This window comes from Jatrophihabitans sp., assembly GCF_036388195.1.
Lineage (GTDB): Bacteria > Actinomycetota > Actinomycetes > Mycobacteriales > Jatrophihabitantaceae > Jatrophihabitans_A.
Window position 1 is genome coordinate 30,342 of record NZ_DASVSG010000165.1, and the last position, 16,683, is coordinate 47,024.

The 16,683-nt window shown below is 71.8% G+C and carries 17 protein-coding genes and 1 pseudogene; 14 read left to right on the plus strand and 4 right to left on the minus strand.

Translation table 11 applies throughout. The features are described 5' to 3' along the window. Positions 1–34: 34 nt before the first annotated feature. From VF612_RS16900 to VF612_RS16910, 3 genes and pseudogenes are all read right to left on the minus strand, one after another. Positions 35–580 (minus strand): MauE/DoxX family redox-associated membrane protein, encoded by a 546-nt coding sequence (locus VF612_RS16900; protein ID WP_408661020.1) that lies wholly within the window; start codon positions 578–580, stop codon positions 35–37. A 387-nt stretch (positions 581–967) separates the two neighbouring features. Continuing rightward, on the minus strand, positions 968–2,380 hold the full coding sequence (locus VF612_RS16905; protein WP_408661021.1) for a glycoside hydrolase family 1 protein: 1,413 nt from the start codon (positions 2,378–2,380) through the stop codon (positions 968–970). Then, positions 2,377–2,590 (minus strand): annotated as a pseudogene (locus VF612_RS16910) (carbohydrate ABC transporter permease); the annotation flags it as partial. The pseudogene VF612_RS16910 and the gene VF612_RS16905, both read right to left, overlap by 4 nt. 215 nt (positions 2,591–2,805) lie before the next feature. On the opposite strand from VF612_RS16910, the gene VF612_RS16915 reads away from it, so the two are divergent. The 14 genes from VF612_RS16915 (at position 2,806) to VF612_RS16980 (ending at position 15,883) form a co-directional block, all read left to right on the plus strand. Continuing rightward, a complete protein-coding gene (locus tag VF612_RS16915; protein ID WP_408661022.1) occupies positions 2,806–5,781 on the plus strand; it encodes a S8 family serine peptidase in 2,976 nt (991 codons plus the stop codon). A 181-nt stretch (positions 5,782–5,962) separates the two neighbouring features. After that, entirely contained in the window at positions 5,963–6,532 is a 570-nt protein-coding gene (rpsP, locus tag VF612_RS16920; protein WP_408661023.1) for a 30S ribosomal protein S16, read from the plus strand. Then, positions 6,533–6,772 (plus strand): RNA-binding protein, encoded by a 240-nt coding sequence (locus tag VF612_RS16925; protein ID WP_408661024.1) that lies wholly within the window; start codon positions 6,533–6,535, stop codon positions 6,770–6,772. 31 nt (positions 6,773–6,803) lie between these two features. Then, positions 6,804–7,337, plus strand: coding sequence for a ribosome maturation factor RimM (gene rimM / locus VF612_RS16930; RefSeq protein ID WP_408661025.1), 534 nt, complete (start codon positions 6,804–6,806; stop codon positions 7,335–7,337). A 35-nt stretch (positions 7,338–7,372) separates the two neighbouring features. Beyond that, entirely contained in the window at positions 7,373–8,074 is a 702-nt protein-coding gene (trmD, locus tag VF612_RS16935) for a tRNA (guanosine(37)-N1)-methyltransferase TrmD (RefSeq protein WP_408661037.1), read from the plus strand. A 179-nt stretch (positions 8,075–8,253) separates the two neighbouring features. Then, a complete protein-coding gene (gene rplS, locus VF612_RS16940) occupies positions 8,254–8,610 on the plus strand; it encodes a 50S ribosomal protein L19 (RefSeq protein WP_408661026.1) in 357 nt (118 codons plus the stop codon). Between the two features lie 210 nt (positions 8,611–8,820). Next, entirely contained in the window at positions 8,821–9,789 is a 969-nt protein-coding gene (lepB, locus tag VF612_RS16945; protein ID WP_408661027.1) for a signal peptidase I, read from the plus strand. Beyond that, positions 9,786–10,259 (plus strand): NUDIX hydrolase, encoded by a 474-nt coding sequence (locus VF612_RS16950; RefSeq protein ID WP_408661028.1) that lies wholly within the window; start codon positions 9,786–9,788, stop codon positions 10,257–10,259. Before lepB ends, VF612_RS16950 begins: the two co-directional genes overlap by 4 nt. Then, positions 10,260–11,168 carry a ribonuclease HII gene (locus tag VF612_RS16955; protein ID WP_408661029.1) on the plus strand — a complete coding sequence of 303 codons (909 nt, stop codon included), beginning with the start codon at positions 10,260–10,262 and terminating at the stop codon, positions 11,166–11,168. Further along, positions 11,165–11,488, plus strand: a complete 324-nt coding sequence (locus VF612_RS16960; protein ID WP_408661030.1) for a DUF2469 domain-containing protein — start codon at positions 11,165–11,167, stop codon at positions 11,486–11,488. The genes VF612_RS16955 and VF612_RS16960 overlap by 4 nt, the downstream gene beginning before the upstream one ends. 192 nt (positions 11,489–11,680) lie before the next feature. After that, positions 11,681–12,037 carry a YraN family protein gene (locus tag VF612_RS16965; protein ID WP_408661031.1) on the plus strand — a complete coding sequence of 119 codons (357 nt, stop codon included), beginning with the start codon at positions 11,681–11,683 and terminating at the stop codon, positions 12,035–12,037. Continuing rightward, positions 12,037–13,566 (plus strand): YifB family Mg chelatase-like AAA ATPase, encoded by a 1,530-nt coding sequence (locus tag VF612_RS16970; protein WP_408661032.1) that lies wholly within the window; start codon positions 12,037–12,039, stop codon positions 13,564–13,566. Before VF612_RS16965 ends, VF612_RS16970 begins: the two co-directional genes overlap by 1 nt. After that, positions 13,563–14,795 (plus strand): DNA-processing protein DprA, encoded by a 1,233-nt coding sequence (dprA, locus tag VF612_RS16975; protein WP_408661033.1) that lies wholly within the window; start codon positions 13,563–13,565, stop codon positions 14,793–14,795. The genes VF612_RS16970 and dprA overlap by 4 nt, the downstream gene beginning before the upstream one ends. 167 nt (positions 14,796–14,962) lie before the next feature. Further along, positions 14,963–15,883 (plus strand): tyrosine recombinase XerC, encoded by a 921-nt coding sequence (locus tag VF612_RS16980; RefSeq protein WP_408661034.1) that lies wholly within the window; start codon positions 14,963–14,965, stop codon positions 15,881–15,883. Between the two features lie 174 nt (positions 15,884–16,057). Here VF612_RS16980 and VF612_RS16985 read toward each other — a convergent pair whose 3' ends face one another. Next, positions 16,058–16,381: a M23 family metallopeptidase gene (locus tag VF612_RS16985; protein WP_408661035.1), complete on the minus strand. Its 324-nt coding sequence runs from the start codon at positions 16,379–16,381 to the stop codon at positions 16,058–16,060. Positions 16,382–16,683: the final 302 nt, after the last annotated feature.

Sequence of the window (16,683 nt, forward strand, 5' to 3'; positions counted from 1 at the left end):
AAGCAGGATGCACACAGCGGTCAGGACGGCCACATCAACCAACCTTCTCGGGAACAGCGCCTCGACCGGGCGCTGTGCTGGCGGTCGAGAGCGCGGTGTACAGGTCCGCGGAGCCGACGAACAGGATGCCGGTGATGATGCCGAGACCGATGCCGAGCACGGACTCACCAGCTGAACCGGCCGGGCCGGCGAACAACGCCAGGCAACCCAGCGCGGCCAGCGAGCCGTTCAGGGCGAGGTGTGGCCTGGTCGGCAGCGTTGTGGAGGTGCCGAAGCAGTGGCAGGCGCTCAGCCGGCCGGCGCGCGCACCGAGGGCGACACCGGCGCTGAAGCCGGCAAGCAGCGCGATGGGCAGGGCGAAGCGGACAAGCGGGTGGTGCGCCAGCAGCAGGCCGACGCTGGCAACCGCCTCCAGCGACAGCACCGTGGCGGCCACGAGCCGCTGCGCGGTGATCGAGCCGATGCCGAACTGGCTCAGCGACGCGGCGAAGTCATCGAAGGCCCGGGCAGACCGCGCCTTGGCGACGAAGGCGACCACGAAAACCACGAGCATCGCGGTCGCCGCCCAATCAGCTATCACTGGCGTCGTCGTCCCACCATGCGGGGCGATAGCTGATCGCCGGGATCAGCTCACACGCCAGAACAGGGCTGGTTGTAGTCGCTGTTTCGGGTGGAGCACGACCTCCGCACACAGTTGGCGTAGCAGTCCAAGCCGCGAGTACGAGCGGCATTGCAGCAGCAGCCCTTCTCAGCGATGCACGCACCGGCGTCGACATTTCCGAGCGCCTTGTTGGCCAGCGCAGTGCTGATCCGGACGAGAGTCCTCATATTGGTGCCCCTTTGGGTTGGGAAAGCAAGATTGGCGAATCCTGTTCCTCATGGCAGACAGTGTCAAGGATGGTAGAGGGGACAACCACCGGGTGTGGTCAGCAACCGTCCCGAATCGGCTGCTCATGCTTCACCGCTGTCACAGCTCCACCGCGTTGTTCCTGATCACGTCGCGGAACCAGAGGGCCGAGTCCTTCGGGATCCGGGCCTGCGACGGGTAGTCGACGTAGACGATGCCGAACCGCTTGGAGTAGCCCCAGGCCCATTCGAAGTTGTCCAGGAACGACCACAGGTAGTACCCGCGGACGTCGGCGCCGGCCTCGATGGCCGCGTGCACGGCGGCCAGGTGCCGGTGGACGTAGTCGACCCGGTCGGCGTCGTGCACCTCACCGTCCACCAGGACGTCGTCGAAGGCCGCCCCGTTCTCGGTGACGACCATCGGCAGCTGGGGAAAGTCCCGGTGCACCCGCAGCAGCAGCTCGGTGAGCGCCTGGGGCACGATGGGCCAGCCCATCCCGGTCTGCGGGCCGGGCGTCGGCGCCGCGAAGGCCAGATCGGTGCCCGGCCACTGGCTGGGCCCCGGGGAGCCGTCCGGGTCGTTCTGCCACCGGCCGGCCAGCTGGCCGCGCAGCTGCTCGGTGGCGGCGGCGATGGTGGTCGGGTTGTAGAAGTTGACGCCGAGGGAGTCGATCGGCGCTGCGATCTCGGCCAGGTCGCCGTCGGCGACGAATGCCCAGTCGGTCAGGTGCTTGGTCTCGGCCAGCAGCTCCGCCGGGTAGCTGCCGCGCAGGATCGGGTCCAGGAAGATCCGGTTGGCGATCCGGTCGACGTGCTCGGCCGCGGCCAGGTCCGCCTCGCTGTCGCTGGCGGGGTAGAGCTGGGCCAGGTTGAGCGTGATGGACAGCTGCGCCGCGGTGACCGCGCGTAGCGCGGCGACCGCCCGGCCGTGCGCCAGGTTCAGGTGGTGAGCTGCAGTCAGCGCCGCATGCCGGTCGGTCTCGCCGGGCGCGTGCACGCCCGAGGCATAGCCCAGGAACGCCGAGCAGAACGGCTCGTTCAGGGTGGTGAAGCCGGGTACCCGGTCACCGAGCGCCTCGGCCACCGCGATCGCGAACTCCACGAACCGGTCGACGGTGTCGCGGTTGGTCCAGCCGCCCTCGACCTGCAGCGCCTGCGGCAGGTCCCAGTGGTACAGGGTCACCAACGGGGTGATGCGCCGCTCGAGCAGGCCGTCCACCAGCCGGCGGTAGAAGTCCAGGCCGGCGTTGTTCACCGGCCCGGAGCCACCCGGAATCACCCGCGGCCAGGACACCGAGAACCGGTAGGAGGGCAGCCCCAGCTCGGCCATCAGGTCCAGATCGTCGGCGATCCGGTGATAGTGGTCGCACGCGACCTCGCCGGTGTCGCCGTCGTGGACCTTGCCCGGCACCTGGCAGAACACGTCCCAGATGCTCGGCAGCCGGCCGTCGGCGCGGGCGGCGCCTTCGATCTGGTAGGCCGCGGTGGCCGATCCCCAGACGAAATCCGGTGGAAAGGAAAGGCGATCGGTCATCCTTTGACTGCTCCTTGCATGATTCCGCCGACGATCTGCCTGCTCAGCAGGGCAAAGACGATCAGCACCGGGACGGTGCCGTAGAGGGTGCCGGCCATGATGATGGATTGCTCCGGGGCGTACCCGGTCGCCAGGCTCCGGCCGGGCCGCAGGCAGCACGATGGAACGGAAGATCCGGAACGTGCCGGCGCCGTCGACGTAACCGGCTTCGTGGCCCGTGACACCCCGGCGCGAGCGGCCACCTCTTCCAGGGTGGGCAGGTTCCGGCCGCCCGCGGTCGCCGGGGGAGCCGGGGAGGGCGTGGAATTCATAAAGGAAGCCTGGCGCGGGCCGATAAGACCTAGACGGCTGCGGCGCGTTCGCGTCGACACTCTGTGATCACCCGGGTACGCTGCGCAAGTTTCTTAATCTCACAAAGGGCACACATGAAGCGAGCACGGCTAGTCCCGGCGATGGTCGCCGTCTCGGCAGTGGGCTGCCTGGTCATCGGCTCCCTCAGCACGCCAGCGACCGCGCAGCCGGCCGCTCCGGCCGCACGGCCTGCCAAGGCGCCGGCCCACGCCCAGCTCAAGCGCTCCCCGGCAGCGATCCCGCCCGGCCGCTGGGCGACGGCCTCTCCCCGGGCTGCCGAGCTCCGCAGCCGGCAGGCCCGCCCGGCCCGTCCGGCCATCGCGCACCTGGCGCCGCAGCTGAACCGGCTCGCCGGCGTCCCCGGCTCGCCCGCGGTCAACTCCGGCGTTCGGCTGGAGCGCGACGGCAAGGTCACCGTCACCGTCACCGGACCGGGCGCCCTGGCCGCGGCCAGGGCGGTGGGCGCCCGGGTGCTGGCCAGCTTCGACGGAGCCAGCACGGTGGTCCTCGCGCCGGGCAAGCTGCGCAGCCTGGCCGGCCAGCCCGGTGTCAGCAAGGTCGCCCCGGCCGTCCGGGCGCAGCCGCAGAGCACCAGTGAGGGGGTCGCGGCCTCCGGCGCCCAGAGTTGGGCGCAGACCGGCGATGTCGGCAACGGCGGCGCCGGCGTCAAGGTCGGCATCGTCGACCTCGGCTTCAAGGACCTGCAGGCCGAGATCGACGCCGGCAACTTCAACGACCCCGAGGGCAACCCGGTGACCGTGGTCTATCCGGAGGGCCAGAACCACTGCGTCGACGATGCCAGCACCGCCCATGGCACCGCCGTCAGCGAGATCGTGCACCAGATGGCGCCCCGGGCCACCCTGTACCTGTACTGCATCGACGACAACGTCGGCTTCTCGGCGGCGGCCAGCCAGATCGTCGCGGACGGCATCAAGATCGTGAACAGCTCGCTGGTCTTCACCGCCGAGAGCCGGGGCGACGGCTTCGGCCCCTCGGCCTCCTCCGAGCGCGCGGTCAAGGCCGCCCGGGAGGCCGGGGTGCTGTGGGTCCAGGCCAGCGGCAACGGCGCCCAGGATCACTGGTCGGGCGTCCTCGCCGACACCGACGGCGACCATTTCGTCGACCTGCAGAACGCGAACAGCCAGGCCGATGAGGTGGCCCTGGAGCCCGGCGGCATCGGCAACATGGTGCTGAGCTGGGACCGGTGGCCCTCGTCCTCGCTCGACGTGACGCTGGCGGTCAGCACGTACAACAACCAGAACGAGCAACTGGGCCAGACGCAGTTCCTCGACCACGTCCCGGGTGATCCGCCGGTGCTGGAGCTGGTGATCAGCAACACCCCGGACGACCCGGACTACACCGGCGGGGAGGACGGCATCCGGTTCTTCGACGTGGTGGTGCTGATCGGCCAGGCGGCGCCCCAGGTGCACTACGACCTCTACTACGGCGGCGACGTCTACCCGTCCTTCCTGAGCAGCCAGGATCCGGCGCGTGCCGCGGCCGGCAGCGTGCTGCAGCCGGCCAGCTCGCCCTGGGCGCTCGCGGTGGGCGCGGCCTTCCGGGGCACCAAGGCCCTGGAGGCCTTCTCCTCCCGCGGCCCGACCATCGACGGCAGGGTCAAGCCGGACCTGCTCGGCTTCGACGGCGTCTCCTCCAACATCGGCGAGGTGCAGGCCTCGCAGTACGACGAGCAGGGCAACGTCGTCCCCGGCACCACCGGCTTCTACGGCACCTCCGCCGCCGCGCCCCACGTCGCGGGCGCCGCCGCGCTGGTCGCCGGCGCCAACCCCGGCATGGACGCCTCCGACCTCGAGGCGTTCCTGCAGCGGCGCGCCAATCCGCTCGGCACGCCGCCCACCAACACGGTCGGCCACGGCCTGCTGGCCCTCGGCGCTCCCAGCGGCGTCCAGCCGGCGGCCGGCTCACGGTACTTCCGGCTGGCCGCGCCCCGGCGGATCGCCGACACCCGCAGCGGCCTCGGGGTGCGCAAGGGCCCGCTGGTCGCCGGCACCGCGCTGGCCGTCCCGGTGCCGAGCACCGGAACCAACCCGGTGCCCGCGGACGCCACCTCGGTGGTGATCAGCCTGTCCGGGGCCGCCGCGCAGGGCAGCACCTACCTCGCCGTCTACAGCAAGGTGGTCAGCGGCAACTCCACGCTGAACCTCAGCAAGAAGGTCCCCGACGACACCGTCACCGCGGTCGTGAAGCTGAACTCCAGCCACGGGTTCATGCTGCGCAACTCCGGCGCCGCCGTCCACGCGGTGATCAACGTCGTGGGGTACTTCGGCGCGCCCACGGCCGCCGGCGGCCTCGGCTACGTCGCCGTGCCGTCCCGGCGGCTGCTGGACACCCGGGTCCCGACCGGCATCGCCAGGAAGGCGAAGCTGGCGCCGAACCAGACCGTGACGGTGAGCACCGGCGTGCCTACCACCGCCACGGCCGCGGTGGTGAGCATGACTGCCCTCAACCGCGTCGGGGCCGGCTACCTGACCGCCTATCCGAGCGTCTCGCCGGCGATGGTCTCGCTGGACTACCGGTACCTCCCCAGGTCGGGCATGGTGGTCGTCCCGCTGTCGCAGGGCAGGTTCGTCCTGCAGAACCGCAACGCCAGCACCGACCTGATGATCGACATCGTCGGCTACTTCAGCCCCACCGCGACCGCCCGGTTCGTCGCGCTGGCCAACCCCCGGCGGATCGCCGACACCCGCACCGGCAACGGCGGCCGGTTCGCGACCATGACTCCCAACTCGGTGCTCACCCTGGACGGCGGCGGCCTGTACGGCGTGCCCTACACCGCGACCGGGCTGTGGATCGGGCTGACCGCGATCGCGGCCGGCGACGGCTACCTGACGATCTATCCCAAGGGAACCACCGCGCCGCATGCGGTGAACCTGAACTTCACCGTGGGCCAGGTGATCCCCAACGCGGGCATCGCGATGCTCTCGCCGCGGACCGCTGCCGCGCCGCCGGCCTTCAGCACGGTGGACCGGTTCGGGGCGTCCAACGTCATCTCCGACGCCTACGGCTACTTCGTGACGCCCGGGGCCTAGCCCGAATCGGAGCCGGGGTCAGCGCCTGCCCGATCGTCTGGCAGAATGGCTGGTCGAGTACCGGCCAGCCTTCGGACCCTCTCGCCGAGCGCCGGCCAGTCCATCAGGACTACCCGCCGCGGTGTTCCCCACCCATCGGCGCTCTGGCCCGTCCCTGCACATACTGGAGTGAACGACACCCGTGGCAACCAAGATCAAGCTCACCCGCATCGGCAAGATGCGCGAGCCGCATTACCGCGTCGTCGTTGCCGATGCCCGCGCCAAGCGTGACGGCCGGTCCATCGAGACCATCGGCGAGTACCACCCGAAGAACGACCCGTCGATCATCCGCATCGACGCCGATCGGGCCGCCTACTGGCTCGGCGTCGGCGCGCAGCCGACCGAGGCGGTGACCGCGATCCTGAAGGTGACCGGTGACTGGCAGAAGTTCAAGGGCCTGCCGGCGCCCGCGCCGATGCTGGTCGCGGCGCCGAAGCCGGACAAGCGCGCGCTGTTCGACGCCGCCCTGCGCGACTCCGAGGGTGAGCCGTCCGCCGAGGCCACCACGCCGCGCAAGAAGGCCGCTCCGCGGCGCGAGCAGGCCGAGAACGCGGACGCCGCTCCGGCTGCCGCCCCTGCTGCTGAGGCCGCTCCGGCTGCCGAGGCTCCGGCTGCTCCGGCTGCCGAGGCCGCCCCTGAGGCTGCTCCGGCTGCCGCTCCTGCCGCGGACGCCGGTGCCGCCACCGACGCTCCTGCCGAGGCGGGCAGCTAAGTGCTCGAAGAGGCCCTCGAGCATCTGGTTCGTGGCATCGTCGATCATCCCGATGACGTGGTGGTCGACCTGATCGACAACCGGCGCGGTCGCCGGCTCGAGGTCCGGGTGCACCCCGATGACCTCGGGCGGGTGATCGGCCGCAATGGCCGCACCGCCAAGGCGCTGCGCCAGGTCGTCAACGGGGTAGGCGGCAAGGGCATCCGAGTCGATGTCGTCGACACCGACGAGGGCCGCTGACCGGTTCCCGCACTCCGAAGGCAGGTCCGCAGTGACTGAGCAGCTCGGCGACGGCGAGCTGCTCGTCGCCGTGGGCCGGGTGGGCAAGGCGCACGGCGTCCGCGGCGACGCCTTCGTCGAGCCGTGGACCGACGCGCCGGACGAGCGGTTCAGCCCCGGCTCCCGGCTGACCACCGAGCCGGCCGACCGCGGCCCGCTGACCGTCGAATCGTCGCGGGACCATTCCGGCAAGCTGGTCGTGCACTTCGCGGGGGTGGACGATCGCAATGCCGTCGAGGCGCTGCGGGGCACGGTGCTGCTGGTGCCTGCCGGAGCCCGGCCGGTGATCGAGGATCCGGACGAGTTCTACGACACCGACCTGATCGGGCTGGCGGTGCGGACGGTGCAGGGCCGGCAGCTGGGCGCGATCACCGACGTCCTGCACTCGCCGGCCGGCAGCCTGCTGGCCATCGACGTCGACGGCCGCGAGGTGCTGGTGCCGTTCCGGACCGAGTTCGTGCCGGTGGTGGACCTGGCCGCAGGCATCGCCGAGATCGACCCGCCGGACGGGCTGCTGGAGCTGTGAGCGGCCTTCCGGACGGCTCCGCCGAGGCGCCGGCCCTGTCCGTCGACGTGGTGACGATCTTTCCCGACTACCTCAGCCCGTTGCGCGAATCGCTGCTCGGCAAGGCGATCGAGCGCGGCCAGGTCCGGGTGGACGTGCACGACCTGCGGACCTGGACCGACGATCCGCACCGCACGGTCGACGACACCCCGTACGGCGGCGGCCCTGGCATGGTGATGCTGCCCGAGCCGTGGGGACGGGCGCTGGACGCGATCGCGCCGGCTGACGGCCCGAGCCAGCCGCGGCTGGTGGTTCCCGGTCCGGCAGGGCGGCGGTTCAGCCACGCGGTGGCCGAGGAGCTGGCCGGCCAGCCGTGGCTGCTGTTCGCCTGCGGCCGGTACGAGGGGATCGACGCCCGGGTCCTGGACTACGCCGGCCAGCGGATGGACGTGGACGAGATCAGCCTCGGCGACTACGTCCTGTGCGGCGGCGAGGCAGCCGTGCTGGTGATCCTGGAGGCGGTCGCCCGGCTGATCCCGGGCGTGCTGGGCAATGCGCTGTCGGCGCACGACGACTCGTTCAGCGCCGCGGTCGGCGGCCTGCTGGAGGCCCCGGCCTACACCAAGCCCGCGCTCTGGCGGGATCTGCCGGTTCCCGAGGTGCTGATGTCGGGGCATCACGGCAGGATCGAGCAGTGGCGGCGGGAGCGTTCGGTGGAGCGGACCCGCGACCGTCGCCCGGACTTGCTCGGCGGCTGACCCGCCGCCCCCGGTTTCTCAATCCACAGGTCGTTATGGCACCATCGTGGGGTTGCCCGGCGGCTGCCTTCGCGGCCCGCTGCCCGCACACAGCCCAGATGTAGTCGTAGAAGTCTCGATCGAGGCCGCACGCGCTCACCCGCGCGTTCCCGGCTCGGACCCGAAGGAAGCTGAGTCACATGAACACCTTGCAGACGTTGGACGCCGAATCGCTGCGCAGCGACATCCCGGACTTCCGGGCCGGCGACACCCTGAAGGTGCACGTGCGGGTCATCGAAGGCAGCCGCTCCCGGGTGCAGGTCTTCCAGGGCGTCACGATCCGCCGCCAGGGCGGTGGGCTGCAGGAGACCTTCACGGTCCGCAAGATCAGCTTCGGCGTCGGGGTGGAGCGCACCTTCCCGGTGCACACCCCGGTCATCGAGAAGATCGAGGTCGTGACCCGCGGCGACGTCCGGCGCGCCAAGCTCTACTACCTGCGCGACCTGCGCGGCAAGGCCGCCAAGATCAAGGAGAAGCGGGACGCGATCACCCGCTAGTCGGAGCTTCTCCTGACTCGCGAGGTGTCGAACTCGGACATGGGCTACGACGCCAACGAGAGCGCTGACCCTTCCATCTCCACCGGGCCCCGGCCAGCCGCTGTGCCCTCGACCGGCGCTGGGCCGGCCGTGCCCGGTCCGGCTGCGTCCGGGCCCCCTGCGTCCGGTCCGGCTGTGCCCGGGGCGTCTGTGCCCGGTTCGTCTGCGTCCGTGCCTGACCCATCGGCGTCCGTGCCCGGACAGTCTGCAGCTGACGGTCAAGCGGCGCGTGAGGCCAAGGCGGCGGGTGACGCCAAGGCGGTGCGTGACGGCAAGGCGGCCCGGCGCAGCCGCCGGTGGGCGCGGCTGGAGCTCCCGCTGCTGATCGCCATCGCGATCGCCATCGCCATCGTGCTCAAGACGTTCGTGGTGCAGCCGTTCTACATCCCGTCGCAGTCGATGGAGCAGACCCTGCACGGCTGCCCGGGCTGCACCGGCGACCGGATCCTGGTGTTCAAGCCGGTGTACCACGTCCGCGATCCGCATCCCGGCGACATCGTGGTGTTCCGGGCTCCGCACGACTGGGACGAGCTGGCCGGCGTGCAGCTGTCGACCAACCCGGTGGTGCACGGCGTGCAGCTGTTCGGCCAGCTGGTCGGGGTGGTGCCACCGAGTGAGAAGGACCTGGTCAAGCGGGTCATCGCCGTCGGCGGGCAGACCGTGCGCTGCTGTGACAGCAACGGCAACGTGCAGATCTCCGACCGTGGCGCCGAAGGCCCCTGGCGCAGCCTGAACGAGCCGTACGTCTTCGAGAACAGCAGCTGGAGCAAGTCCTCGACGCCCGGTCAGCGCAGCGCCGACGACACCCGCAGCTTCGGCCCGGTCACCGTGCCGGAGGGCCGGCTGTGGGTGATGGGCGATCACCGCAGTGACTCTGCCGACTCCCGCTACCACTGCGGCAACGTCAGTGACGGCAAGTCCTGCGACCCGATGAACAGCACCGTCGGCAACGACGACGTGATCGGCAAGGCGGTCGTGATCGCCTGGCCGCCGTCGCGCTGGCGGACCCTGGGCACGCCCTCGACCTTCACCTCCCTCGGCGCGCTGGGGCCGGGAATCTCACCGGTCGAGCCCGCCGCTGCGGCGCTGGTGCTGACCGTGGGCCTGGGCGGGTGGCGGCGCAGGCGTCGCCGCCGGTGACTGCGGACGCGAACCAGCCGGTCGCCCGCCAGGCCGGCCGGATCTTCGTCCTCGATGACGAGCGCCGGGTGCTGCTGATGCACGAGCGGCGCGACATCGGCTCCGACCAGTCGCACTGGATCACCCCCGGTGGCGGCGTGGAGCCGGGGGAGAGCCTGGTGGAGGCCGCGCTGCGCGAGGTGTACGAGGAGACCGGGCTGCGCCTGGAGCTGGACGCGGCAGCCGAGCCGATGTATTCCGAACGGGTGCGCTTCACCATCGCCGGCCGCGACATCGACCAGACCAACTTCTACTTCCTGGTCCAGGTTCCCAGCGGCCTGCCGGTGCAGCCGGCCGGGCATACCGACATCGAGCAGCTGGTCGTGCTCGGCCATCGCTGGTGGCCGCTTGCCGAGCTGGCCGCCTCCGACGTGGTCCGGGAGCCGGTGACTATGGTCGAGCTGATCGAACGAGCACTGGCGGTGAGATAGGTGGCAACGACAGCTCGCAAGGCGCCGACTCTTCGCTACGAGCGCGAGGCATGGCGGTCCGGAGCAGGGCTGCTGGCAGCCGTCGACGAGGTCGGCCGGGGCGCCCTGGCCGGGCCGGTGTCGGTCGGCGTGGTGCTGCTGTCGGCCGACACGAAGCCCGCGCCGTTGGGGGTGGCCGACTCCAAGCTGCTCACCCCGCAGGCCCGCGAGCGGCTGGTGCCCCGGATCCGGCGGTGGGCGCTGGACTGCGCGGTGGGACACGCCTCGGCCGCCGAGATCGACCGGATCGGCATCATCGCCGCGCTCCGGCTGGCCGCCGAGCGGGCGGTCAGCCAGCTCAGCGTCAAGCCCGACTGGGTGCTGCTGGACGGCAACCACGACTACCTCACCGTCCGGGACGGCCTGTTCGACTGGGGTTTCGAGGAGCCGGATCGCTGGCGCTGCCGGGTGCCGGTGCGGACCCTGATCAAGGGCGACCTGAAGTGCTCGTCCATCGCCGCTGCCTCGGTGCTGGCCAAGACCGAACGCGACAGGATCCTGATCTCCCTCGCCGAGCAGTACCCGCAGTACGGCTTCGAGGAGAACAAGGCCTACTCCTCGCCGCAGCACCTGGCAGCGCTGCTGGAGCACGGGCCGTCGCAGGTGCACCGGTGCTCCTGGAACCTGCCCGGGCGCGACGGCTGGTGGGACCTGCCGTCGGGGTGGTCGGGCCTGATCGAGCGGGCCCGGCTGAACCAGCTGCGCGAGCTGGAGCAGCTGCCCGAGCTGCTGGAGCTGCCGGAGGCTGCTGTCGCGGCTCGGGATCTGGCGGAGCCCGCTGTTGCGGCTCCGGACTTGCCGGGCGGCCTCACCGCCCCGGACGCGATGGGTGAGAATGGACAGATGATGCCTGCAGGGATCGCCCGATGAGTGCCGAAGACCTCGAGAAGTACGAGACCGAGATGGAGCTGCAGCTCTATCGCGAGTACAAGGACATCGTCGGCCAATTCAGCTACGTGGTCGAGACCGAGCGGCGCTTCTACCTCACCAACGACGTCCAGTTGGTGCCGCGCAACGCCGACGGCGAGGTGTACTTCGAGGTGACGATGCGCGATGCCTGGGTCTGGGACATGTACCGGCCGGCCCGGTTCGTCAAGAACGTCCGGGTGCTGACCTTCAAGGACGTCAACGTCGAGGAGCTGGAGAAGCCGGACCTGGACCTGGGCGGCAAGAGCCCGTTCGGCGGCTGATCGGCCGAGCGACTGGACAGAGCCCCCGTAATCTGCCCTTCGACCCGCCTTTGGGCCGGTAGCCGGGCGACACGCTCCGGCTGGTTGGGCGCTACCGGTGGTGGGAGCCGGCGTTGTCCACAGCGTCGCTTGCTATCCACATTCGCGGGCGAGCGGCCTGCTGGCCAGGTCGGCCAGGGCAGGGTCAGGTCCATGCACTTCAAGGACGCCCTCGGACGCTACGGCGAGGCCATCGCCGCTCGCTGCCTGACCGACAGCGGTCACCGGCTGATCGAGACGAACTGGCGATGCGGCCGAGGCGAGATCGACATCATCGCCGCGGACGGCCGCACCCTGGTCATCTGCGAGGTCAAGACCCGCACCTCGCTGGCCTTCGGAGAGCCCGCCGAGGCGGTGGACGAGGCGAAGTCGCGTCGGTTGCGGCTGCTGGCCACCCAGTGGCTGGCCGAGCATCCAGGCGGCTGGGAGGCGATCCGGTTCGATGTGGTGTCGGTGCTGCGCCGTGCGCACGGCCCGGCCCAGGTCCGGCACCTGCGGGCGGCGTTCTGATGGCCCTGGCAGGAACGCTGTCGATCACCCTGTCCGGGGTGTCCGGAAGGCTCATCGAGGTGGAGGCCGACCTGTCCGCGGGGCTGCCGGGCCTGACCTTCACGGGGCTGCCGGACGTCTCGGTGCTGGAGTCGAGGGACCGGATCCGGGCGGCGGTGCTGAACTCCGGGCTGAGCTGGCCGAACAAGCGGATCACGGTGGCCCTGTTGCCCGCCGACGTCCGCAAATACGGCTCGATGTTCGACGTGGCGCTGGCGGTCTCGGTGCTGGCGGCGGCCGGCGACGTGCCGGCCCGCGCCGTGTCGGGAGTGGTGTGGCTGGCCGAGTTGGGGCTCGACGGCCGGCTGCGCCCGGTCCGGGGCGCGCTGCCGGCGGTGCTGGCCGCTCGCGAAGCCGGGGTGGGACGGGTGGTGGTGTCGCCCGGCAACTGCGCCGAAGCCGCGCTGGTGACCGGCCTGGACGTGCAGGTGGCGTCCTCGCTGGCCGAGATCGTGCTGGCGCTGCGCGGCGGCGCGCCGCTGACCGGCGCATCGGCCGGCCGTCCTGATCCGCCGGCGCCGCTGCCCGACCTGGCCGATGTGGTGGGCCAGCCGGTCGCCCGGCGGGCCCTGGAGATCGCCGCCGCCGGGGCGCACCACCTGCTCTTGGAAGGAGCGCCGGGGGCCGGAAAGACCATGCTGGCCGAGCGGCTGCCCTCGATCCTGCCTGAGCTCGAACCGGCCGAGGCGCTGGAGGTGACCGCGATCCATTCGGTCGCCGGCGTGCTTCCCGGCGGCGCCGGCCTGCTTCGCCGCCCTCCGCTGCAGGCGCCGCATCACACGTCCTCCATGGCTGCGCTGGTGGGCGGTGGCACCGGGCTGGGCCGGCCGGGCGCCGCCTCGTTGGCCCACCGCGGCGTGCTGGTGCTCGACGAGGCGGCGGAGTTCAAGCCGACCGTGCTGGACTCGCTGCGCCAGCCGCTGGAATCGGGGGAGATCGTGCTGCACCGGACCGGCGGCGCGGTCAGCTATCCGGCCCGGTTCCAGCTGGTGATGGCCACGAACCCGTGCCCGTGCGGGGCGGCCAAGGACACCGACTGCTCGTGCACCCCCGATGCCCGCCGCCGGTACCGGCGACGGCTGTCCGGCCCGTTGCTGGACCGGATCGACCTGCAGATCCCGATCGATCCGGTCTCGCGGGCCGAACTGATGCAGGACCAGGAGGCGCGCGAACCCAGCGCCGCGGTGGCCGAGCGGGTGATCGCGGCCCGGGCAGCGGCACGCGCGCGGTGGGCGCCGTTCGGCTGGAACACCAACGCAGAGGTGCCCGGGCCGGTGCTGCGCTCACGAGGCTGCCGGCCGCCGCGCCAGGCGCTGGCCCGGCTGGATGCCGAGATCGAACGGGGCGGGCTCAGCGCCCGGGGCTGCGATCGGGTGCTGAAGCTGTCCTGGACGCTGAGCGATCTGGCCGGCCTGGACAGCCCCGGCTCCGCGGAGATCGCCGAGGCGATCTGGCTGCGGACCGGACGGGCGGCGGTGACGTCGGCATGACCAGCACGGTTACGCCAGGGCACGCCGACCGCGAGGAGCACCTGCTCGCGGCGGCCTATCTGAGCCGGGTCGCCGAGCCGGCATCGGTGCCGCTGTGGATGTTCGTCCAGCACTACGGCTACCCGGCAGCGGCCGCGGCGGTGCGGGCCGGAGAGGTGCCCGCCGAGGTGGCCGCCTGCACCGAGGCGCGCCGGACCGCTGCTGATCCGGAGGCCGACCTCGCGGCCGCTGAGCGCAACGGCATCCGGCTGCTGACACCGGCCGATGCGGACTGGCCACATTTCGCGTTCGCGGCGCTGCAGGCCACCGGGCAGCGGCGGGTGGCCCAGTGGCAGGCAGGCGTGCGGAGCCGCCCCCAGCGGGGCGAGCTGATCCCGCCGCTGGCGCTGTGGGTGCGCGGCAGCGCGCCGCTGGCGACGGTGGGCCTGCGGTCGGTGGCGGTGGTCGGCTCGCGGGCTGCCACCGCCTATGGCGAGCACATCGCCTCGGAGTTCAGCTACGGGCTGGCCCAACGCGAGGTGGTGGTCGTCTCCGGCGGCGCGTACGGCATCGACGCGGCGGCCCATCGCGGCGCCCTGGCAGCCGGTGGCAGCTCGGTGCTGGTGTCGGCCGGTGGGCTGGACCGGCCCTATCCGAGCGGCCACCGACACCTCTACGACCGGACTGCCGAGCAGGGCGTGCTGGTAAGCGAGCGGCCGCCGGGCAGCGCCCCGCACCGGCAGCGGTTCCTCAGCCGCAACCGGCTGATCGCGGCGCTGGGCGCTGCCACGTTGGTGGTGGAGGCGGCTCACCGCTCGGGCGCCCTGAACAGCGCGGGGTATGCGCGCGACCTCGGCCGCCCGGTGCTGGCGGTGCCCGGTCCGGTCACCTCGGCGATGTCGAGCGGGTGCCATCGGCTGATCCAGCGCGAGGAGGACCCGGCCCGGTTGGTCACCAGCGTGGCCGAGGTGCTGAGTTACTGCGGTTCGGCAGAGATCGAGCAGGACGCCGGCGCGGCAGCAGCCACCGGCGGATCCTTGACCCAGCGGGCCTACGACAGCTTGGACCTGGTGGCCCGGTCGGTGCTCGACGGCTTTCCCGGTCGGGGGCGCAGTGTCACCGAGGCAGAGCTGTCCCGGCTCAGCGGGCAGCCGATCAGCCAGGTGATCGCGGCCCTGCCGGTATTGCAGGGCGCCGGTCTGATCACCGCCGCGCGAGAGGGCTACCGGCTGTCCAGCGTGGCGAGTTGACGTGACCACCGGCCCGCGCGCACTGTCTGGCCATGCCTGCCGGTCCCAGCGACGCTGCCGTCCCGGCTGCTGTCACGGCCGCTGCGGCAACGACTCGGAGACGACCGGGTCCCGCTCGTGCGGCCCCCTCGACCGGGGCTGCCCGCAAGAAGGACCGCCGGCTCGACGTGGCCGCTCTGCGCGAAGAACTGGACCCGGAGCTGTCAGCGGTGCTCACCGCCTTCGAGCGGTTCCTGCGGCTGGAGCGCAACCGGTCCGCCCACACGGTGCAGGCGTACCTCGGCGACATCACCCAGCTGCTGCACTACCTCCGATCCGCCGGCGAGACGGATCTGCGCGGGTTGGATCTGCGGTTGCTGCGCGGGTGGCTGGCGAGCCTGCACCAGGCCGGGGCATCGCGCACCACGCTTGCCCGGCGCGCGGCCGCAGCCCGGACGTTCAGCACCTGGGCCTTCAAGAACCAGCTGCTGGCCGCCGACGTCGCCGAGCTGCTGGTCAGCCCGCGGCCGCACCGGTCGATTCCTGCCGTGCTGTCCGCTGGCGAGGCCGGCCAGGTGGTCGACTCCCTGGACGGCGACGAACCCGAGCAGTTGCGCGACCGGTTGATCCTGGAGCTGCTGTACGGCACCGGCATCCGGGTCGCCGAGCTGGTCGGCCTGGACCTGACCGACCTGGACCGTGGCCGCCGGGTTCTCCGGGTGATCGGCAAGGGTGACAAACAGCGCACCGTGCCCTACGGGATCCCGGCCGACGCCGCCCTGCAACGGTGGCTGGACCACGGGCGGCCGCTCTGGGCCACCGCCGCGTCAGGCCAGGCGCTGCTGCTCGGACGGCGTGGTGGCCGGCTCGACCAGCGGGCCGCCCGGCGCGTGGTCAACACCGCGACCGCCGGGCTGGCGGGCGGGTCGGGGTTGTCGCCGCACGGGCTGCGGCACAGCGCGGCGACGCACCTGCTCGATGGCGGCGCCGACCTGCGGGCCGTCCAGGAGCTGCTCGGGCACGCCAGCCTGGCAACCACCCAGATCTACACCCACGTCTCGGTCGACCGGCTGCGCGCCAGCTTCAACCAGGCCCACCCGCGCGCCTGAGCACCGACGCGGGTATCGATCCTCGGCCCGGGCCCCAGCCTGGGCCACCAGCTCAGTTCTCCAGCGGCACCTTCAGCTCCACGGCGGCATCTTCAGTTCCCCAGCGACCCCCTCAGCTCTATGCCACCAGTTCAGTCCCACGGCGGCACCTTCAGGTCCCCAGCGGCGGCACCCTCAGGACCAGGGCAGCAGCCGTACCACCCCGAGCGGCTCGAGCAACGACATCGGGTTGAGGTAGGCGTTACCGCGCCGGGCTCCCCAATGCAGGCACTCCGCCGGTGCGCAACTGCGATGGACGCCGCGCACCGTCCCGATCCGCTGGCCGGCCACCACCCGCTGGCCGGCTGCCACGACGGCAGCCACCGGCTCGTACTCGGTGCTGATGCCGTCCGGGTGTACCAGCACCACCACGCCCCGACCGGCCACCGGCCCGGCGAAGCGGACCACCCCATCGCCGGCGGCCATCACCGCACTGCCCTGGGCAGCGGCGAGATCCACCCCTAGATGTCCCCGGCCATAGCGGGTCGCCGGAGGCTTGAAACCGGTCAGCACCTGGGTTGCGCCGGTGGGGGTCGGAACCCGGTACCTTCCCGCGCTCCGCTCGGCCGCACTTCGGTGCAGGCCCAAGCCGGCGGAGCCGGGGTACCCCGCAACAGGCCACACGCCCGAGGACGCGACCGCCGACGGAGCATCAGCTGACGGGGCGATAGCTGACGAGACCCCGGCTGACGAAACCCCGGCTGACGAAACTCCCGCTGACGAAACCCCGGCTGACGAGACCCGCGCTGACGAAACCCCGG